General features: G+C 74.7%; 18 protein-coding genes. 8 read left to right on the top strand and 10 right to left on the bottom strand.

Features of this window, described 5'->3' with window-relative positions:
* Positions 1-26 precede the first annotated feature (26 nt).
* Positions 27-464 carry a hypothetical protein gene (locus IH48_RS0121600; RefSeq protein WP_037842905.1) on the bottom strand — a complete coding sequence of 146 codons (438 nt, stop codon included), beginning with the start codon at positions 462-464 and terminating at the stop codon, positions 27-29.
* Positions 465-668: 204 nt separating this feature from the next.
* Between IH48_RS0121600 and IH48_RS0121595 the strand changes: the two genes are divergently transcribed.
* From IH48_RS0121595 to fxsA, 4 genes are all read left to right on the top strand, one after another.
* Positions 669-1109, top strand: a complete 441-nt coding sequence (locus tag IH48_RS0121595) for an Lrp/AsnC family transcriptional regulator (RefSeq protein ID WP_030907069.1) — start codon at positions 669-671, stop codon at positions 1107-1109.
* A 32-nt stretch (positions 1110-1141) separates the two neighbouring features.
* The gene (locus tag IH48_RS0121590) at positions 1142-2794 is read left to right on the top strand and encodes an amidohydrolase (RefSeq protein WP_030907066.1); all 1653 of its coding nucleotides are present in this window, start codon (positions 1142-1144) and stop codon (positions 2792-2794) included.
* Positions 2795-3341: 547 nt separating this feature from the next.
* The gene (locus tag IH48_RS0121585; protein WP_051840330.1) at positions 3342-4166 is read left to right on the top strand and encodes a polyprenol monophosphomannose synthase; all 825 of its coding nucleotides are present in this window, start codon (positions 3342-3344) and stop codon (positions 4164-4166) included.
* Between the two features lie 79 nt (positions 4167-4245).
* Positions 4246-4845: an FxsA family membrane protein gene (gene fxsA, locus IH48_RS0121580; RefSeq protein ID WP_030907061.1), complete on the top strand. Its 600-nt coding sequence runs from the start codon at positions 4246-4248 to the stop codon at positions 4843-4845.
* Between the two features lie 124 nt (positions 4846-4969).
* Here the strand turns inward: fxsA and IH48_RS0121575 are convergent, their stop codons facing one another.
* The 4 genes from IH48_RS0121575 to IH48_RS0121560 all read right to left on the bottom strand — a co-directional run bounded on the left by IH48_RS0121575 (position 4970) and on the right by IH48_RS0121560 (position 8518).
* Entirely contained in the window at positions 4970-5344 is a 375-nt protein-coding gene (locus IH48_RS0121575) for an RNA polymerase-binding protein RbpA (RefSeq protein WP_030907058.1), read from the bottom strand.
* A gap of 268 nt (positions 5345-5612) precedes the next feature.
* Entirely contained in the window at positions 5613-7001 is a 1389-nt protein-coding gene (locus IH48_RS0121570; protein WP_030907055.1) for an MFS transporter, read from the bottom strand.
* Between the two features lie 63 nt (positions 7002-7064).
* Complete coding sequence (locus IH48_RS0121565) at positions 7065-7835, bottom strand: glycerophosphodiester phosphodiesterase (protein WP_030907052.1); 771 nt, start codon at positions 7833-7835, stop codon at positions 7065-7067.
* Positions 7832-8518: a membrane protein gene (locus tag IH48_RS0121560; RefSeq protein ID WP_051840328.1), complete on the bottom strand. Its 687-nt coding sequence runs from the start codon at positions 8516-8518 to the stop codon at positions 7832-7834. Before IH48_RS0121560 ends, IH48_RS0121565 begins: the two co-directional genes overlap by 4 nt.
* Positions 8519-8598: 80 nt before the next feature.
* Between IH48_RS0121560 and IH48_RS0121555 the strand changes: the two genes are divergently transcribed.
* Positions 8599-10104, top strand: coding sequence for a PLP-dependent aminotransferase family protein (locus IH48_RS0121555; RefSeq protein WP_030907046.1), 1506 nt, complete (start codon positions 8599-8601; stop codon positions 10102-10104).
* Positions 10105-10344: 240 nt separating this feature from the next.
* Here IH48_RS0121555 and IH48_RS0121550 read toward each other — a convergent pair whose 3' ends face one another.
* Together IH48_RS0121550 and IH48_RS0121545 are read right to left on the bottom strand one after the other, a co-directional pair.
* Positions 10345-12102 (bottom strand): hypothetical protein, encoded by a 1758-nt coding sequence (locus tag IH48_RS0121550; protein ID WP_078849935.1) that lies wholly within the window; start codon positions 12100-12102, stop codon positions 10345-10347.
* Positions 12103-12164: 62 nt separating this feature from the next.
* Entirely contained in the window at positions 12165-12359 is a 195-nt protein-coding gene (locus IH48_RS0121545) for a hypothetical protein (RefSeq protein ID WP_030907041.1), read from the bottom strand.
* Between the two features lie 385 nt (positions 12360-12744).
* Between IH48_RS0121545 and IH48_RS0121540 the strand changes: the two genes are divergently transcribed.
* A complete protein-coding gene (locus IH48_RS0121540; protein ID WP_030907038.1) occupies positions 12745-14160 on the top strand; it encodes a hypothetical protein in 1416 nt (471 codons plus the stop codon).
* A 794-nt stretch (positions 14161-14954) separates the two neighbouring features.
* On the opposite strand, the gene IH48_RS0121535 is transcribed toward IH48_RS0121540, so the two are convergent.
* The 3 genes from IH48_RS0121535 to IH48_RS0121525 are packed head-to-tail and all read right to left on the bottom strand — an operon-like array spanning position 14955 to position 17268.
* Positions 14955-15893 (bottom strand): biotin-dependent carboxyltransferase family protein, encoded by a 939-nt coding sequence (locus tag IH48_RS0121535; protein ID WP_234434340.1) that lies wholly within the window; start codon positions 15891-15893, stop codon positions 14955-14957.
* Positions 15890-16507: a 5-oxoprolinase subunit B family protein gene (locus tag IH48_RS0121530; RefSeq protein ID WP_030907030.1), complete on the bottom strand. Its 618-nt coding sequence runs from the start codon at positions 16505-16507 to the stop codon at positions 15890-15892. The genes IH48_RS0121535 and IH48_RS0121530 overlap by 4 nt, the downstream gene beginning before the upstream one ends.
* On the bottom strand, positions 16504-17268 hold the full coding sequence (locus IH48_RS0121525; RefSeq protein ID WP_030907027.1) for a LamB/YcsF family protein: 765 nt from the start codon (positions 17266-17268) through the stop codon (positions 16504-16506). The genes IH48_RS0121530 and IH48_RS0121525 overlap by 4 nt, the downstream gene beginning before the upstream one ends.
* Before the next feature lie 278 nt (positions 17269-17546).
* Here IH48_RS0121525 and IH48_RS0121520 point away from each other — a divergent pair, with 278 nt between their 5' ends.
* Positions 17547-19091, top strand: a complete 1545-nt coding sequence (locus tag IH48_RS0121520) for a hypothetical protein (RefSeq protein WP_030907024.1) — start codon at positions 17547-17549, stop codon at positions 19089-19091.
* A 127-nt stretch (positions 19092-19218) separates the two neighbouring features.
* Entirely contained in the window at positions 19219-20121 is a 903-nt protein-coding gene (locus IH48_RS0121515; protein WP_030907021.1) for a hypothetical protein, read from the top strand.
* Positions 20122-20170 lie beyond the last annotated feature (49 nt).

The following is a 20170-nucleotide window of genomic DNA, read 5'->3' as shown; positions in this document are numbered from 1 at the left end:
AGACGGGGGCCGGGCGGCGGGCGGGCTCAGGCGGCCGCGCGGTGCGCCGCGGCCCGACGGGGTGCCGCGTCGGGCCCCAGGGCGATGTCAGGACGCTTCACCGGCCGCGAGCCGGGGCCGCCGACGTGCGAGAACGGCTGCGTGCGCCAGTCGAGCCCCTGGGGGAGCGTCAGCAGCAGCGAGGCGTCACGCTCGCGGGCCTCGGCCTTCGCGTCCGCCGGCAGCGCGTCGGCCGCGGCGCCGCCCGTGCCGGGGCAGACGGAGAGCACGAACGGATTCCAGGGCGTCGGGCACAGCGCGTGCTCCGGGAGGGCGTCCTCGCCCGCGAGCAGCGCGATCGGCCGGGCGCACGCCGGGCAGACCACGCGGTACATCTCGAAGGTGTCCTCGAACTCGCCGTCGTCGGCGTCGAAGAGACCGGCGGGCTCCGGTGCGGACATACCGGTGCGCTTCCAGCGTTGCATGGAGTCATTCCCCCTCGGGTGGGCCGACCAGGCACATGTGGTCTCGACCACAGCAAGCACTTCCCGCCCGGCGTGCCGGGTAATCGCGAGGCCTCGAACGACCACGGGCCGAACCTGTGGCCTTCGTCACACGGCGGCGGATGGATCATCGCATCACGCCTCCGCCGGTGCCGGGAGCGACCCGGAGGGAATAGGTTGAGCCGCATGGAGGAGCTGGATCGTCAGATCGTGGAGTTGCTCGTCAGGGACGGCCGGATGAGCTACACCGACCTGGGCAAGGCCACGGGCCTGTCCACGTCGGCGGTGCACCAGCGGGTCCGGCGGCTCGAACAGCGCGGGGTGATCCGCGGTTACCGCGCCGTCGTCGACCCCGAGGCGGTGGGCCTGCCGCTGACCGCGTTCATCTCCGTCAAGCCGTTCGACCCGAGCGCGCCCGACGACATCGCGGAGCGCCTGGCCGGCATCCCCGAGATCGAGGCGTGCCACAGCGTCGCGGGCGACGAGAACTACATCCTGAAGATCCGCGTGTCGGCGCCGGTCGAGCTGGAGGACATGCTCACCCGCATCCGCACCCTGGCGGGCGTCTCCACCAGGACCACCGTGGTGCTCTCCACCCCTTACGAGGCGCGTCCGCCCCGGATCTGACCGTGCCGGGGCAGGCGGGGAGACTGGTGCCCATGAACCCGAGCACCGCCCCGAACGCCGCCCCCCAGAGCGAACCCCGCACCGTGCTGCTGCGCCGGGGGGAAGTACACAGCCCCGCCGACCCGTTCGCCACCGCCATGGTCGTCGAACGCGGGCATGTGGCCTGGGTCGGCTCCGAGGGCGCCGCCGACTCCTTCGCGGCGGGGGCGGACGAGGTCGTGGACCTGGACGGCGCGCTCGTCACGCCCGCCTTCACCGACGCCCACGTCCACACCACAGCCACCGGCCTCGCGCTCACCGGCCTCGACCTGTCCGGCGCACGCGACCTCGCCGACGCCCTCGCGCGCGTACGCGCCCACGCGGCCGCACGCCCCGCCGACCGCATCCTGCTCGGCCACGGCTGGGACGCGGCACGCTGGCCGGACGGCCGCCCGCCCACCAGGGCGGAACTGGACGAGGCCACCGGCGAAAGGCCGCTCTACCTCACACGCGTCGACGTGCACTCCGCCGTCGTCACCACAGCCCTTCTCGACCTCGTGCCGGGCGTCACCGGGCTGCGCGGCCACGAGCCGGGCGCCCCGCTCACCGGCGACGCCCACCACGCCGTACGGGCAGCCGCCCACGCCGCCCTCACCCCGGCCCAGCGCGCCGAGGCCCAGCGCGCCGCCCTGGCGCGCGCCGCGTCCCTCGGCATCGGCTCCGTCCACGAGTGCGGTGGCCCCGACATCTCCGACGAGGACGACTTCACCGCGCTGCTCGCGCTGGCCGCCGACGGCCAGGGCCCGCGCGTCCACGGTTACTGGGCCGAGCACGTCACCGACGAGAAGGGTGCCCGGCGCGTGCGCGAGCTCGGGGCCCTCGGCGCGGCCGGCGACCTGTTCGTGGACGGCTCGCTCGGGTCCCACACGGCGTGCCTGCACGAGCCGTACGCCGACGCGCCGCACACCGGCACCGCCCACCTGGACGCGGCCGACATCGCCGCCCACGTCGCGGCCTGCACGGAGGCGGGCCTGCAGGCCGGCTTCCACGCCATCGGGGACGCGGCCGTCGGCGCCGTCGTCGAGGGGGTGCGCGCCGCCGGCGGCCGGCTGGGCGCGGCCCGCGTGCGCGCGGCACGCCACCGCGTGGAACACGCCGAGATGCTGAGCCCCGAGACGGTCGCCGCCTTCGCCGAGTTCGGCCTCACCGCGTCCGTCCAGCCCGCGTTCGACGCCGCCTGGGGCGGCGCCGACGGCATGTACGCCGCACGCCTCGGCGCCGCACGCGCCCGCACGCTCAACCCGTACGCGGCGCTCCTGAAGGCCGGCGTGCCGCTGGCTCTCGGCTCGGACAGCCCGGTCACCGCGCTCGACCCGTGGGGCACCGTCAGGGCCGCCGCCTTCCACCGCACGCCTGAGCACCGGGTGTCCGTAAGGGCCGCGTTCACGGCGCACACGCGCGGCGGGTGGCGGGCCGCCGGCCGTGACGACGCCGGGACGCTCGTTCCCGGCGCCCCCGCCGACTACGCCGTCTGGCGTACCGGCGAGCTGATCGTCCAGGCGCCCGACGACCGGGTGTCCCGCTGGTCGACGGACCCGCGCTCGGGCACGCCCGGACTGCCGGACCTCACGCCGGGGCGGCCGCTGCCCGAGTGCCTGGAGACGGTCGTCGCCGGACGCACCGTCTTCAGGCGACCGAACGAGTGACGTACGGACGTTCCGAGCCCACGGGCGTGGACCGCCCAGTCGCACGGCGACCTGCGGATCTTCCCGTCTGACCTGCTGTTTCCGCTCAACGGCGCAGGTCGTACGGCTGTTGACAGCGAACCGCCGGGGGCGGGTAGGTTCGGCGGAGTCCACCACAGGACGTCCGTCCGGCATCCTCCACGCCCCTCGCCGAACGCCACTGGGTCAGGGGCGGTGTGCCGCACCGGCGCAACGCCACTGGGAGCCAGGCCCAGCCTCGGCGCTCCGGCGGTGCGGGAAGGTTTCGCCCGGTCGGCGGGTGCGACCCGGATGGGGCCCCGGCGTTCAGTAGACAACGGCTCTCGGCAGGCCCGCAGCCAGCGGGTGCCAGGTCGGCCCGAAGGACGCCGGGTCCCGATCCGCAGGCCGGCGGTCGGCGGCCCGCGCAGGGACCACGGGACGGACACCGCGAGCACCCCCGGATGCCACAACTCGCCACCCGTGGAAGCGACCTGCGCCGCCGAGATCGCTATGGTGGTGCTCTGCGCAACACGACTAAGGGGCATACGTGAACGACGGCGGTCAGAGGCGGTTCGGTCCGCTCGGCTCGGCCTTGGTGATCATCCCGACCTACGACGAGGCGGGGAACATCGAGGCCATCGTCGGGCGCGTACGCTCCGCGGTGCCCGACGCCCACGTGCTGGTCGCGGACGACAACAGCCCTGACGGCACCGGACGGATCGCCGACGGGCTCGCCGCGAAGGACGACAATGTCCACGTACTGCACCGCAAGGGCAAGGAGGGCCTCGGAGCCGCCTACCTCGCGGGCTTCCGCTGGGGCATCGACCACGGCTACGGCGTGCTCGTGGAGATGGACGCGGACGGCTCGCACCAGCCCGAGGAACTGCCCCGCCTGCTCACCGCGCTCAAGGGCGCCGACCTGGTGCTCGGCTCACGCTGGATGCCCGGCGGCCGCGTGGTCAACTGGCCGCGCACCAGGGAGCTCATCTCCCGTGGCGGCAGCACGTACTCGAGGCTGCTGCTCGGCGTGCCGATCAGGGACGTCACAGGCGGCTTCCGCGCCTTCCGCAAGGAGACGCTCGAGGGCATCGGCCTCGACGAGGTCGCCTCGCAGGGGTACTGCTTCCAGGTCGACCTCGCCCGGCGCGCGGTCGAGGCGGGATTCCACGTCGTGGAGGTCCCCATCACGTTCGTCGACCGCGAGATCGGCGACTCCAAGATGAGCCGGGACATCTTCGTCGAGGCCCTCTGGCGTGTCACGGCCTGGGGCGTGGAGACCCGCGCCAACCGCATGCTGGGCCGCGGCCCGATCGGCGCGCCGGCGCCCGCCCGCGAGGGCGGCGCCGAGTCGCGGGCCGCCGAGTCGTCCTGACGGACGCCGCCCGGGCCGCGGGCCCGAAACCCGTCGGCCGCTTACCCCGGACGGACGCCCCGCCAGGCACACTGGAGTCATGACCACAGCAACGCCGCAGGGGCCGGTGCCCAAGCGCTCGCGCGCCCGTTCCCTCGCGCCCCTCGCCGTGCTCGTCTGGATCGCGCTCGAGATCTGGCTGCTCACCCTGGTGGGCTCCGCCACGAGCGGCCTGATCGTCTTCCTGATCATCGTGGCGGGGATCGTGTTCGGCTCCGTCGTCGTGAAGACGGCCGGCCGACGCGCCTTCGAGAGCCTGCGGCAGACGCTCCAGCAGCAACAGCGCCAGGGCGAGGTGAGCCGCGAGCAGAGCGCGCACTCCAGCCGCAACGGCTTCCTGATGCTGGGCGGCCTGCTGATCATCGTCCCCGGCCTGATCACGGACGCGGCGGGGCTGCTCCTGCTGATCCCCCCGGTCAGGTCCGTCGTCGGGCGGATCGCGGACCGGTCGATGGAGAAGCGGATGCGGGCCGCGGTGCCGGGCGACCTCCAGGACGCCTTCCAGCAGGCGCAGCGTGCCCGGATGCGCCAGGAGGGCAACGTGGTCCAGGGCGAGGTCGTCAGGGACGACGAAGGCGCCGGACGGCGCCCGGGGCAGCGGGGTGACGACGAGGGCCCGAGGCCGCCCCTCACTCCCTGAGTGACCCGCACGAACCCGCGGGAACCACATGACAGACACGGGCCGCGGGCCCCGGCACGGAATCCGTGCCGGGGCCCGCGGCCCGTGTTCCGTCTCGCGCCACAAGCGCCGCCGCGTCAGGACGTCAGGCGGACTTCCTGCTGTCGCGCGGGTGTACGGCGATGTTCATTGCGCCCGACCGCAGCACGGCCAGCCGCTCGGCGAGGACCTCTTCGAGCTCCTCGCGCGTACGCCGCTCCATCAGCATGTCCCAGTGAGTACGGGCGGGCTTGCCCTTCTTCTCCTCGGGGCCGTCCCCGTCCACCAGAAGTGCCTGGGCGCCGCACGCCTTGCACTCCCACTCCGCAGGAATCTCCGCCTCTACCGAGAACGGCATCTCGAATCGATGGCCGTTCTGGCATGCGTACTCCACCGCCTGGCGCGGGGCCAGATCGATGCCGCGGTCCGTCTCGTAGCTGGTAACCACGAGTCGCGTACCGCGGAGAGCTCGCTCACTCATGAATCGTGCCTCCCGGGCTTGTCGCCCACAGGACAAGGTGTCGCTGTCGTCGTCTTCCGGTCAACGTCCGGTCGGCGGTAAAGATTCCCGTCCCGGTGCTGCGTCGCCCGTTGTACCGCTGGTGCTCACTTGGTCTTCGGGTACCCGCCAGCGCCCGGTTTGTCACCTGTGGCAAGAGATGTCACCCCGTATTTTACATACCGAACCACGAAGGAACGGTACAGCTGGCAGGCCAAACGCGTACACTACCGCCCTTTGGGTCCCGCGTCTAAATCCGCTCGGGCGCGGTGTTGCCCGCGGCCGCCACCGCCCGTGTCAGCGGTACCCGCGCCAGCAGCACAGAACCCACCACGAAGAACACCAGCAGTGAGACGATCGCCACGCGGTAGCTGCCGGTCAGCTGGTACGCGAGGCCGAATGCGAGCGGGCCGAGCCAGCTCAGGCCGCGGTCGCTCAGCTCGTAGGCGGAGAAGTACTCGGCCTCCTTGCCCCGGGGCACGAGGTGGGAGTACAGCGACCTGGAAAGCGCCTGGCTGCCGCCGAGCACCAGGCCGATCGCCGCGGCGAGGCCGAAGAACCACGCCGGCGCCCCCGCCGGCAGGAAGTACCCCCCGACCAGGATGAGGATCCATACGCCGAGGGAACCGAGCACGGTCCGCTTGCCGCCGTAGACGCGGGCGATCCTGCCCATGGCCAGCGCCCCGGCGACCGCCAGCACCTGCACCAGGAGGACAGCCACGATCAGCGTGGTCTGCCCGAGCCCCAGCTCCTCGGAGCCGAAGACCGACGCCTGCGAGATCACCGTCTGGATGCCGTCGTTGTAGATGAGGTACGCCAGCAGGAAGGCGAGCGTGAGCGGATGGCGGCGCATGTCACGCAGCGTCGCGGCGAGTTGGCGCCAGCCGCCGGCGACGGCGCCGCGCGCCGGTGCCGTGCCGCCCCGCGCGCCGTCCGTGCGCCGCGCGGCGGCGCGGCGGTCGCGCAGCCTGCGCAGCGGCACCACGGTGAACGCGCCCCACCACAGGCCCGCCGTGGCCAGGCAGACGCGTACCGCCGTCGACTGGGACACCCCGAAGGAGTCGTGGCCCGAGTACAGCGCGAGATCGAGGACGAGCACGAACGCGCCGGACGTGTAGCCGAAGGCCCAGCCGCGCGACGAGACGCGGTCGCGCTCGGCAGGCTCGGCGATTTCCGGCAGGTAGGCGTTGTAGAGCGCCGACGATACGGGCAGCGCCACGTTCGCCACGATCAGCAGGAAGGCCCCGAGCAGGTAGCGGTCGCCGTCCAGGAAGAACATGCAGGCCGTCGCCGCGGCGCCCACGTACGCGGCGGCCCCGAGCAGCGGCTTCTTGCGCCCGGTACGGTCCGCCACCGCACCGACCAGCGGCATGAGCAGCACGGCGATCACGATCGAGACGGAGATCGTGTACGCGTACAGCGACCCGGCACGCACAGGGATGCCCAGCGGGTGCACGAAGCCGTGTGCGTCGGCGGCGTTCTTCGCGACCGACGTCAGGTACGGGCCGAGGAAGACCGTGATGACGCTCGTCGAGTAGACCGAGTTGGCGAAGTCGTAGAAGTACCAGCCCCGCTGCTCACGCCGCCGTGCCGCGGACCCCTCGCCTGCCGCCGTGCCGTCCACGATCTCGGCGGTCACCCGCCACCTCCCCGTCCCCCGCGTCCCGGGCCGCCGTCCGCGGGAAACGGGCCCGGCGGCCGGTCAGCGCCATACGCCCCGCGCCTCGAACACCGTGCGGAGCGTCTCCAGATGATCGGTCATGATGCCATCCGCGCCGAGGTCGAGGAGCGCTCCCATCCGATCCGGGTCGTTGACCGTCCAGACGTGCACCTGAAGCCCGCGCGCGTGCGCCCACGTGAGGAAGCGGCGGTCCGCCACTCGCACGCCCGCGTGCTCCACCGGGACCTGCGCGCAGACCGCCCCGGCGCGGACGAAGGCCGGGACGCCGAGGGAGCGCAGCCGCAGCCCGAGCACGCCCCGCACGCCGTAGGAGGTGGCGAGCCGCGGGCCCGCGAGGTGGGCGGCACGGGCCACGCGCGCCTCGGAGAACGAGCCGACGCAGACCCGGTCCCAGGCGTCCGCCTCCCGGATCAGGTCGAGCAGCGGCAGCAGCGCCGCCTCCGCCTTGACGTCGACGTTCCACCGCGCGGCCGGGAACTCGGCGAGCAGGTCCGCGAAGAGCGGCAGCGGCTCGCGCCCCGCGACACGCGCATCGGCGACCTCGGACCACGGCAGGTCGCGGATGCGTCCCGCGGCGTCGGTCAGCCGGTCGAGCGTCGCGTCGTGGAAGGCGACGAGGCGGCCGTCGGCCGTGGCGTGCACGTCCGTCTCGAAGTAGCGGTACCCGAGGCCCGCGGCGCGCCGGAACGCGGCGGCCGTGTTCTCGATGCCGTCGGCCGCGCCACCCCTGTGGGCGAACGGGATGGGCGTGCGGCGGCCGAGGTACGGATGGAGCTGGTGTTCGCGGTTCACGGCCGCAGTATCGCGCCCTCGGCCGCCTCGCGGGTGGCTGCCGCGGCACCGCCGTCGGCCGCGGGGATGGCGAAGATCCGCAGGAAGATCTGCGCGAGCGGGCCGATCGCCAGCGCGTAGGCGACGGTGCCGACGCCGAGCGAGCCTCCGAGCGCGAACCCCGCCGCGACGACGGTGACCTCGATCGCCGTGCGCACCAGCCGTATCGAGCGGCCCGTCACCCGGTGCAGGCCCGTCATCAGGCCGTCGCGGGGTCCGGAGCCGAAGCGGGCGGAGATGTACAGGCCGGTCGCCGCGCCGTTGAGCACGATGCCGCAGACCAGCAGGGCGATCCGCACCGCCATGCCGTGCACCGGGTGCAGCACGGCCGTCATGGCGTCGATCGCGAGCCCCACCACGAACACGTTGGAGACGGTGGCGAGACCGGGCCGCTGCCGCAGCGGGATCCACAGCAGCAGCACGCCCGCGCCGACGACGATCGACACCGTACCGATGGACAGGCCGACCAGGTCCCCGACGCCCTGGTTGAGTACGTTCCACGGTTCGAGCCCGAGGTCGCCCCTGATGATGAGACCGGAGCTCGCGCCGTACAGCACGAGGCCGGCGTACAGCTGAACGAGGCGTCGCGGGAGTCCCCGGACCCGGCGGAGCGAGAGGAACACGGCGTACCCTTTCCCTGGCATCGGTGGACTGGTGAAACGCCAGCTTGTTCCCTGCCGATCAGGGCCAGCCATGGCCAATCCGGGGAAGGTGGACCGCATTCATGGCCGAGTGGACGTCAGCGGTCGGCGCTACCCAGCTCGCGCGGCAGCTCAAGGCACAGCGCCAGGACACCGCGCGGCCGGCGTCGGGCGGCGGCCGCAGGAAGCCCGCCTACCGCGCGCTCGCGGACGGCGTCAGGCTGCTCGTCCTCGAGGGCAGGGTGCCGGTCGCCGCGCGGCTGCCGGCGGAGCGCGAACTTGCGGTGGCGCTCGCCGTGAGCCGCACCACCGTCGCGGCGGCTTACGAGGCGCTGCGCGGTGAAGGGTTCCTGGAGTCCCGCAGGGGAGCGGGCAGCTGGACGGCCGTACCCGCGGGCAACCCGCTGCCCGCGCGCGGCCTCGAACCGCTGCCGCCCGAGTCGCTCGGCTCGCTCATCGACCTGGGCACGGCCGCGCTGCCCGCGCCCGAGCCGTGGCTGACGCGTGCGGTGAGCGGCGCGCTCGAGGACCTCCCGCCGTACGCGCACACCCACGGCGACTACCCGGCGGGCCTGCCCGCGCTCCGGCAACTGCTCGCCGACCGCTACACCGCGCTCGGCGTGCCCACGATGCCGGAGCAGATCATGGTGACGACGGGCGCCATGGGCGCCATCGACGCGATCTCCCACCTGTTCGCCGGGCGCGGCGAGCGCGTCGCGGTGGAGTCCCCCAGTTACGCGAACATCCTCCAGCTGATGCGCGAGGCGGGCGCGCGCCTCGTCCCCGTCGCCATGGCAGAAGGCCTGTCCGGATGGGACATCCCCAGGTGGCGCCAGGCACTGCGGGACTCGGCGCCGCGGCTCGCGTACGTCGTCGCCGACTTCCACAACCCGACGGGCGCACTGGCGGACGAGGACCAGCGCAGGCGCCTCGTCGACGTCGCGCGGTGCTCGGGAACGGTGCTCGTCGTCGACGAGACGATGTCCGAGCTGCACCACGACGAGGACATGAGCATGCCGCGCCGCGTCTGCTCGTTCGACCCGGCGGGCTCCACGGTGATCACGGTGGGCTCGGCGAGCAAGGCGTTCTGGGCGGGGATGCGGATCGGCTGGGTACGGGCGGCGCCCGACGTGATCCGCTCGCTGGTCGCCGCACGTGCGTACGCGGACATGGGCACGCCCGTGCTCGAACAGCTCGCGGTGCACTGGCTGATGCGGACCGGCGGCTGGGAGGAGGCCCTGACGCTGCGCAGGTCGCAGGCGAGAGAGAACAGGGACGCGCTGGTCGCCGCGGTCAGCCGGGCGCTGCCGAGCTGGGAGTTCCACGTCCCGGAGGGCGGACTGACGCTCTGGGTGCGCACGGGCGGACTGTCGGGCTCGCGCCTCGCCGAGGTGGGCGAACGGGTCGGGGTGCGCGTGCCGTCGGGTCCGCGCTTCGGGGTGGACGGCGCCTTCGAGGGATACGTGCGGCTGCCGTTCACGGTTTCGGGCCCGGTGGCCACGGAGGCGGCGGCGCGCCTGGCCCGAGCGGTCGGCCTCCTGGACTCGGGCGCGGCCCCGCACACGCCGCCCCGCACGTTCGTGGCGTAGCACGGGCGCGCACGCCGCGGGCGCCTGTTCCCGTCCGGCGACGGGCCCGGCGCGGGATCGTGCGTGGCCGTCGCTTCGTGCGGGGCGCGGGTCTGCGCTCCGGCGGACACTCACCTCCAGGAGTGGCGGTCGGCGCGGGCGGGCCGCCGCCTTCTGGGGTTCCCCCCGCGGGGCCGCGAGCCTCGCGGGCAGTCGCTCCACCGGCCGCCCGGGAAGCACGGCCGGCGCCGGGGCGCCGCGTCAGCCCTCCGTCAGCAGCCGGTTCAGCACGGGCACCCGACCCGCGTGCTCGACGGCCGGTTCCGGCGCGGGCTCGTGCTCCGGCCGCTCCTCGCTCGGCTCCGGCTCGTCGGCCGGCTCCTGCCCCACGGCCGGGCGGGAGCCGTCGGCGGCCTCCGGCTCGGGTTCCGGCCCCGCTGCCGCTCCGGGGCCGGTGCCCGGGCCCGGAGCGACGCCCGGATCCGGCTCGGGCTCCGCCCGCTCCGCGGACTCCTCGCCGCGTGCCGGCAGCAGGCCGAGCACCGCCTCGCGGTGCGCGGCGGGCGCCGACTCGTCGTGGGGGTCGGGCGTGGCAGGCACCTGAAGGCGCAGCACCTCGCGGGCGCCCAAGCGCGCGTACCCGCGGCCGGGCGGGACCTCCGGCGTCGGGGTCGTGTGCGGGGGCGCGCCGAGCACGGACTCGACCACCCCCGCGGAGACGGCGCCGAGCACGACGCGCGCGCGTGTGTGCGCCTTGACGGTCTCCTCGACCCAGTCGAGCGCGTCGATCTGGTCGGCCACCACGACCGTCACCCCGGCCGCCCTGCCGTGCCGCAGCGGCACGGTCAGCAACTGCTGCGGGTCGCGCATGGACTCGGCCGCCGCCAGGTGGGCGAAGACGCTCGGCCGGTCGAAGAGGACCCACAGGGGCCGCTTGACGTCGTCGGGCAGCGCGAGCCCCGCCTGCCGCGCCCGGTTCGCCGCGACCAGCCGCCGCTCGGTCTCGCGCGCCACCCACTCCAGCGCGGAGAGCGCGCCGCCGAGCGCCGACTCCACCCCGAGCACCCCGGGCCGGCCCATGAAGCAGGCGAACTCGCCCGTGCCGCTGCCCTCGACCACCAGCACATCGCCGTGGCGCAGCGCCTGGAGCGCGATGCCACGCAGCAGGCTCGTCGAGCCGGCGCCCGGCAGGCCCGCCACCAGGAGGTGCGGCTCCGTGGACCGCTGCCCGGTCCGCCAGACGACCGGCGGTTCCTGCAGCGTCTCCTCGCCGGCCACGACCGGCACGGTGCGCCGTACCGACGCGTCGTCGGTGAAGCCGAGCAGCGTCTCGCCGGGGACGGTGACGAAGCGCTGCGCGACGATCGACGTGGACAGGGCGGGCAGCACGCTCATGACGAGCTCGTTGCCCTCCTCGTTCCAGGCGAAGTGGTACTCCCTGCCACGCCCGGACTTGGCGTGCAGGAGCTGTTCGACCGTGGCGCGCGCGGTGGCGTCACCGTCGGTGAAGTACGGCGGGTACGTCACCCGCAGGCGGGTCAGGCGCCCCTCGCCGTCGAACTCGTACGCGTCGAACGCCGCGCTCCACTCCCCGCCGTGTGCGAAGAGCGGACTCGGGTCCTCCGGCACGGAGAAGTACGGGACCAGCGCCTCGTAGAGGGACTGCAGGCGCCGCGACTCCGCCTCGTCGGGCCCGGTTGCGCGCGCGGTGCGGTCGCGTCCCTTCCACGCGGCCAGCGCCATGACCGTGACGAGGGCGAGCAGCGGCCCGTACGGCATGAGCGCGACCACCAGGACGCAGGCCGCCACCAGGAACAGCGCGGGACCGCGCCGTTCCTTCGGGGTGCCGGCCCACTTCTGCCGCGCCGCGACGGCGAGCAGCCGCAGACCGCGCGTGAGCGTGATCAGCGGATGGAGGACGTCCGTGGCGCTGTCGGCGGCCGTACGCGCCATCTCGCGGCCACGCGCGAGACGGATGGTGCCGCTGCTCAGAATGCGGGGGAGTGGTCGCCGGGCCACAGCTGTCTCCTGGAGGTGCGGAAGGGATTCGACGGGCGATGAGCACTCGCGCGGACCAGGGGTCAGAACTTGATCCCGCCCAGGAGCCCGGCGAGGCTCTGCCCGCCTGCCGTGATGCTCGGCGCGATGGCCGTGCCCGCCAGGTAGAAGCCGAACAGGGCGCACACGAGGCCGTGCGACGCCTTGAGCCCGTCCTTCCTGAAGAAGAGGAAGACGATGATGCCCAGCAGCACGACGCCCGAGATAGACAGAATCATGAGTGTTCTCCTGGTTGAGGGGACAGTCACCATGAGTTGTTCCATCCTGACGCCAAGTATCTATATGACTAAAGGTGTAAATGGGTGAAAGGCCATCTTTTTCACCGCAATGGACCAGTGTCGCTGCCGATCCGGATGCAAAGTTCCGCGCAGTACGCTCCGCCCGGCACGGATACGGTGCGCGAGTCCGGGCATGAGCAGGTGGCGCCTAAATGTGGTCGCGGTGGCGAAAACGCTGGGTCATCATGACGACGGGCCCATACCGGGCCTGCGACGAGAGGCAGGGAAATGGTCTACACCAAGCAGACGACAGTGGGTCCTCCTTGTTGCCGCGCGGCCTAGGTACTCCCCGGTTGTGTCGACAGCTTGATGTGAGGCTTCCCGAATGTTCGATCCGGTCATAGCTCCGAGCGGCACCCTGCTCGGCCTGCTCCAGCGGGGCCGCGGCGACGGCACGCTGCACGCGCTCGCCGCGCCGCGCGACGAGGCGCTCACCGCCCTCAACCACTGCGTGCTCGGCGACCCGCGCCACGACTGGCAGGCGGAGAACCGCTCCCTGTACTACGCGCGCCTCTACTTCGACCTCCACGGCGGGCTCGACGCGATCGACCGTCACCTCTTCCGCGCCGAGGACCGGTACGAGACCGGCGAGGAGCGCACCGGGCTCGCCCTGGCCGTCCTCGGCCATCTCGCCTCGTACGGCAGGCGGGACGCCCTCGACCTCCTCAGGCGCTACGCCGTCACGGGCTCCAACTGGGCCTGGGCGCTCGACGAGCTCGCGCTGCGCGACGACGACCAGGGCCTGCGCGCCCTCGCCGTGCCGGTACTGGCGCGTTTCCCCGCGACGCACGAGGGCGAGGCCGCGCTCGCCGCGGCCGTCCGCGACGCCTTCGAGCCGCGACCCTGGCGGCTGTGGGCCGACGACGAGCGCGACGGCGTCGGCGACCGCATCAGGGCGGCGGGCGAGCGCGGCTCGTTCGACCGGTGGCAGCGTCAGCTGCGGCCGCAGGGCCCTCGTCCCGGCTGGAGCGTCGGCGCCGTACTCGACTGGGCACAGCAGGGCCACGAGGACGGCGGCGACCCGGGGCTGCCCGCGTCGCGCTGCCTGCTCGCCGTCGCAGGCCCCGAGGACCGCCCGGCGATCCTCGAAGCCGCACAGGGCGGGCCGCCGGGCGCCCGCGGCGCCTGCCTGCACTACCTGGCGAGGACGTCCGACCCCGCGGCCCTCGACCTGATCGAAGCGGCCGCGGGCGGCGAACGCGCGGTGGCGGACGCGGCCGTGTCCGCCTTCGAGCGCATGTGCGGCGTCGCGGCCGTGGAGAGGGCACGGCGCTGGGTCCACAGGGCCGACGGGCTCGGAGCGGCGGCCGCGCGCGTGCTGGCCGTACGGGGCGCCGCGCAGGACGCGCCGCTCGTCCTCGGCGCCCTGCGCGAGACGGTACGGGCCGACGGCCCCGACGCGCCCGCGCTGTGGACGCTCGTGGACGGCGCGGGGCGGCTCGGTATCGCCTGCGCCGCGCCCGTGCTGCGCCACGTCTACCGCGAGACGACCTCCTCCCAGCTGCGCGGCAGGACCGCGCGCGCCCTCGCCGCGACCGACCCCTCGTACGCGACGGGCTTCGCCTTCGAGTGCCTGTGGGACTGCGAGGAGACCACCCGCGAGATCGCCGCACTGCACGCGGAGATGGGCGACGCGCGCGTCGCGGAGCGGCTGCGCACGCTCGCCGCCGACCCCGCGGAGGAGGACGAGGTGCAGACGGCGGTACGCAGCCGCTTCGGCCCGGACGCGACGGCGCTGTAGCGCTGCCCGCCGCGTCGCGCGCCACCGCGCCGGGCGGCCCTCGCGGCGCGCCACACGGGCGCGGCCCGTGGCGCCGCGCGTGTGGTCGTGTACCCGCGTCTGCGCGGCGCGAGGTCCTGCGCCGGCGCCGCATCCCGGCTGCCGTGCCACCGCCCCGCCGCGCGGCTCACGGAGCGTTCCGCACCGGGCCGCGCCCCGTGGCCCCGAGCGGGCCCGGGTCCGCGGATCCCGCCGGCTCATCGCCGCCCAGGAGGCTGCGCGGGAATCCGCCGCCGCCCTTGGGGCGGGGCCCGCCGCTCCCCGCCGGGCAGCTCACGCGCCGCGCCGCACCGGGCGCGCTCGTGGCCCCCGGGCGGCCTACCGGTCCCGCTGCCATCCGCACGTTGAGCCGGGCACGCGCCCCCGGCTCCGCTGCTGCGCTCGCGCCGCGCCGGGCGCAGGGAGGGGCGCGCGGCGCCGGTGATCGCGGGAACGGCCGCTCACCGCGAGCGTGCAGCGCGTACGACGGAGACGCCCGCCGGGCACGGTCCGGTCCTTCTGGACGCCGCCGGTGCGCGGCCGACGGGAGCCCCGGCGGTCACACGCGGCGGTGGTTCCACGGGCGGCCGCTCGCCTGTGGGCAGCCGCCCGGACATGGGCGTGGGACCCCTTGCCCGCCCCAGGGCGGGGCGCCGCACGCAGCCCGGGGCCAAGCGGGGCACCGGGCGGACGCGCGCCTGGATCGACCCGCACCGCTGCGCGCGTGGCGGCCGGCGCCGGGCGCCGCCACCGCCTCGCCACGCCCGGCGGGGCCCCTACGCGCGGGCGCGCCCCGCGGCCGGGCCGCCCGCCGTCGCGCGTGTCACGACGAACCTGATCGGCGTGCCAGGTGCCGCCTGGGCCGCCGCCGGGAGGTCGGCCGACCGCACGACCGCGACCACCGGATAGCCACCCGTCGTCGGGTGGTCGGCGAGGAACACCACGGGGCGGCCGTCCGGCGGTACCTGCACCGCGCCCGTCACCATGCCCTCGCTCGCCAGCTCGCCGCTCCTCGCGCGCTCCAGCGAGGGGCCCTCCGTACGCAGCCCGATGCGGTTGCTCGCGGACGAGACGCGGAAGGCGCCTGCCGTCAGCGTCCGCAGCCCCGCGTCCGTGAACCAGTCGGCACGCGGCCCGAGCCGAACGCGCAGCACCAGCTCCGCCGGCGGCGCCGGCCACGGCAGCGCGTCCGGCGGCGCGCCGGGGCCCGTCGGGCGGCCGAGCGGCAGCACGTCCCCGTCGCGCAGCGGCGCGGGCCCCAACCCGGACAGCAGGTCGGTCGAGCGGCTGCCGAGCACCGGGGCGACCGCGACGCCGCCGCCGAACGCCACGTACGCGCGCACGCCCGAGCGCGCCGGCGCGACCTCCAGCACACCGCCCGCGGGCACCAGCACCGGCGCGCCCCACGCCGCCGGGCGGCCGTCGACGAGGACGGGGCCCGGGGCGCCCGTCACCGCGACCGTCACCTGGCGCCCCGGCCTGAGCGCACACCCCGTCAGCGTGGTCTCCAGCACCGCGGCGCCGTCCGCGTTGCCCACGAGGCGGTTCGCCAGCCGCGCCGCCGGCGCGTCGAGCGCGCCCGCGTGCGGCACGCCCAGGTGCGCGTGGCCCGGCCTGCCCAGGTCCTGCACCGTCGTCAGCGCACCCGCCCGCACCACCGTGAAACCGTCCCGCGCCACGCTGCTCACGCCGCTCGCGCCATGCACGCCGCTCACGCCTCCACCGCCACGAACCGCACGCGCGTGCCGGGCGCCAGCAGCGCGGCGGGCTCGCGTTCCGTGTCCCACAGGACGGCGTCCGTCGTCCCGATCAGCTGCCAGCCGCCCGGCGAAGGACGCGGGTACACGCCGGTGTACGGGCCCGCCACGGCCACGGACCCGGCGGGTACCGACGTCCGGGGCGTCGCCCTGCGGGCCACCGCGTACCGCTCGCCGAGTCCTGTCAGGTACCCGAAGCCGGGGGAGAAGCCGCAGAACGCCACGCGGAACGACGTCGCCGCGTGGATCCGCGCCGCCTCCCGGGGACCGACGCCCCACATGGCGGCCACGTCGGCGAGGTCGGGCCCGTCGTAGCGCACCGGCACGTCCACGGACGCGGCGTCCGCCGTGGAGGCCGCCGTCAGCCGCCAGGTCGCCAGTTCGGCCGCGAACCGCGCGGGGTCCGCGACCCCGTCGAGCAGCACCGTACGTTCCGCGGGCACGATCTCGCCCACCCGCGGCAGCGACCCGTCCGCGCGGCGCCGCAGCAACTCGCCGTGCAGCGCCGCCGTCTCCTCGCCGTCCGCGAGCTCCACGAGCAGCGCGTGGTCCCCGACGCCCACCGTCCTCACGCGAACGGCTCCACACGCACCCCCGCGGACTCCATCGCCCCGCGCACCGTCCGCGCCAGTTCCACGGCGCCCGGCGTGTCACCGTGCAGGCACAGCGAACGCGCGCGTACGTCCACCCGTTCGCCCGTCACCGCCGTCACCGAACCGGACGTTGCCATCGTCACGGCGCGCTCGACCACCGCCGCGCCGTCACTGACGACCGCGCCCTCCTCGGTACGCGGCACCAGGGTGCCCCGCGCCGTGTACGCGCGGTCCGCGAACGCCTCCGCCACCACCGGGAGTCCGGCCTCCGCCGCGCGCGCGTGCAGCCGGGAACCCGGCAGGCCGAGCACGGGGAGCCCGCCGCCCGCCAGGAGGACGCCCGACACGACGGCCCCGGCCTGCCCGTCGTCGTGCACCGCCCGGTTGTACAGCGCGCCGTGCGGCTTCACGTACGAGACGCGCGACCCCGCGGCCTCCGCGAACACCCGCAGCGCGCCGATCTGGTAGGCGACCTCCGCCGCGAGCTCGTCCGCCGGGACGTCCATCGACCGCCGGCCGAACCCCGCCAGGTCCCGGTACGACACCTGAGCGCCGATCCGCACGCCGCGCTCCGCGGCCCACGCGCACACCGAGCGCATCGTCACCGCGTCGCCCGCGTGGAAGCCGCAGGCCACGTTGGCGCTCGTGACGACCGAGAGCAGCGCCTCGTCCTCCGTCAGGTGCCAGCGGCCGAAACCCTCCCCGAGGTCGGCGTTCAGATCGATCTTTCTCGACTCCATCAGTCTCCTAGTGAGGGAACCACTGGCTTCGGCCGGTGGGGGAATCGCTTCCCTGCGTCGTGCTGGCTCCTTCTCGTCCCGAAAGGGACCGGTTCGGGCTGGACCGCAACCTTCTGGCTGGAGGCCCCCTGCCGTCAGGCGGGGGAGCGGAGTCACGGCCGCATCTTTTCAGGTGATGCGTGGTTCCGGCGCGGCGGGGGACGCGCGGGCCCGGCCGCGACGTGGGCGGTTCTGCGCCGTTTCGGCCCCTGTCAGTGGCAGGACCTAGTCTGTGCACCGTGACTTCGCCCGCCCCGACCCACCCAGCTACGCCCCGGCTCGGCGCCGGGCCGCGGCCCGCGCAGGGCCCGGCGGCCGACGAGGGCCTCGCGCGCCGCCTGCGCGCCCTGGCCTGCACGGCCCCGCTGCACGACCTGGACGCGCGCAAGGCCAACCTCGCGGGGGAGTACGGCGTGTACGCGATGGCCGAGGTGGCACTCGCCGCGATCGACCTGGTCACGCTGCACATGGACTTCGACACGGGCGCGGACCACGAGCAGATAGTGGCGAGGCTCCTCCCGCGCGTGGCGGCGCAGGCACCGCGGCGGCCCGCCGCGGAACACGAGCGGGTGGCACGCTGGGTGCTGGAGAACCTGATCAACGTCGGCAGCGTCGACCGCGGATTCCGTGCCGTCTACGGCACGTTCGGCACCGACGGCGTCTACCGCCGCAGGGACTACGACTTCAAGCTCATCGAGGAGGTGCCGGGCGAGGGCGGCAGCGTTTACCTGCGTACGACCGACGAGGCGGTCAACGTGCTGGTGGGCGCGCTCGACACGGACGTCACGAGCGCGCAGATCGCCGCCGAGGTCAAGCTCGAGGTACTGATCAGCCGCGGCCGCCTGGCCGACGCGCAGCTCGCCGCCGAGCAGGCCAGGTACCGCACGGTGCAGTACGCGGAGACGCTGCGCAGGACCCTGGAGGCCACCCGGCGCAACGTGCGCGCGGTCGACTGGCTCGACGCCGTACCCGACATGATCGACGAGGCGCTCGACCACGTCGCGGACCGCTACCGCCACGAGAACGCGATCCTGACGAACATCCGCAAGGCGCGCGACGAGGCGGAGACCGGCGCCGACCCGAAGACCGCGGAGCACAAGCGGCGCGCCGCCGAACTGGTCGACATCGTCAAGGACTGCATCCGCCGCCACACGCAGCTCCAGTCGCGGCTGCTCGAGGCCGGCCCGCTCTTTCGCGCGGAACAGGACAGGCAGGCGTTCGCCACGCCCGCCGCCCGGTCCGGGCTCGACCTGTACGGCCAGCTCGTCGCCCCCCTGCTGCCGCTGCCCGTGGCCGACGCGACCCGCGTCACCGACGCGTACTTCGCCCGGGGGACGGGGCTGCGCAATCCGGCTGCCGTCCGCGTCGGCGACCTGGTGGAGCTCCTGCTGACGCCGCCGGTGGAACGGGCGCACCTGGGCGCTGAGATGCCCGAGCCCGATCTCGTCGCCACCCCGGACGACAGCAGGTTCAGCGAGCACCAGCTCGCCCAGGCCATGGAGCTGCTGACGCTGGAACACGACGCGCCCCGCCGCCTTTCCGGGCTGCTCGCCGAGGCGCGCCGCCGCGACCCCGACCTGCCGTACCTGATCGCGCTGCTCGCGGTCCACGCGGCCAGCCCGCCTGTGGGAACGGCGTACCGGCAGGGTGAGGAGCGCCTGCTGTTCGCCGTGGACGACGGGACACCGCTTGACGACCCCGAGTTCGGCGGCGCCGACCTGATCGTCGGCACGGCGCTGCTCGACGCGGCCGCCATGGCCACGGCCCGCACGGAGGCGGCGTGACGGCGCGGGGGCCGCAGCGCCCGGCACCCGCGCACCGCCTTCCGGTGGCCTGCGGGGCGCACCCTGCGGTCACCGGCCCCTGCCGGCCCGTCGCCAGTTGTCCGCACGTACCCGAGGAGAGACGTCCGTGAGCGACCAGCACCCGGCGGCGAGCGACGCCTGGGGCGACCTCGGGGGAGAGCGGCCCGCACCGGCCGCCCCCGCGGGCGTCACACCCGCCGACGCGGCGGACGCGGCCCGGCTCGTGTCCTTCGGGCTCCAGCCGCGGCTGCTGCCCGCCCGTGACGCCGAGTACACGGAGCTGCTGCGGCGCTACCGCGACGATCCCCCGTTCGCCCGGGTGGCCGACGCCGTCGCCACCGGGCTCGGTCTTGTCGTTCTCGAGGTGTCCGTCCGCGCGGGCATGGCGGTGACGGCTGCCGAGGACTCGGTGTTCGCCGTCCGCATGGGCGAGTACGCGCGCCGCGCCGCAAGCGACTCCGCCGACCGCTTCCTGCACGGCCTCGCCCATCTCGCCGTCGCGGCGCTCGCGTTCCCCCGCCCCGAGGACCTCGCCGACGACGGGTACATCGGACGCATCACCGTCAACGGCGTCGACGCGTTCGTCCGCCAGGCGTGCCGCCGCCTGGAGGAGCGGGCCGAGGAGTCGGGCGAGAACACCGACCCGGCGAGCGACGCGCCCGGTCTCGAGGCCGCGTGGCGGGTGTACGCCCGCCGCAGCGCCACGGGCGCCACCAAGGACGCGCGCCGCCTCGCCGGTTCCACCACGGGCATCGTCGGCAAGGCCGTCGCCTTCCTCACCGAGTCCGGGTTCCTGCACCGCACGGGCGACGACGCGGGCGGCGCCTACCGCACCACCGCGCGCTACCAGTTGCAGGTCCGCGACATGGCGGGGTCCGCCGCCCTCGGCGAGCTCGCGGAGCTGGGCGTCGTGCCGGTCACGGACGGTTCGGCGACGCTGCTGCCGCCCGGCGCCGATGCCGACGACCTCGGTCCTGTCGAGGGCGCGGGGCTGCCGTTCCACAGCTGACCCGGCTGACGCCGCCCACCGCCCACCTCCGCACAATCGTTCGCGAGTT

This window comes from Streptomyces sp. NRRL F-5126 (assembly GCF_000721265.1).
Classification (GTDB): Bacteria; Actinomycetota; Actinomycetes; order Streptomycetales; family Streptomycetaceae; genus Streptomyces.
Note: the sequence above shows the minus strand (reverse complement) of the source record. Positions and strands in the feature narration are given on the sequence as shown.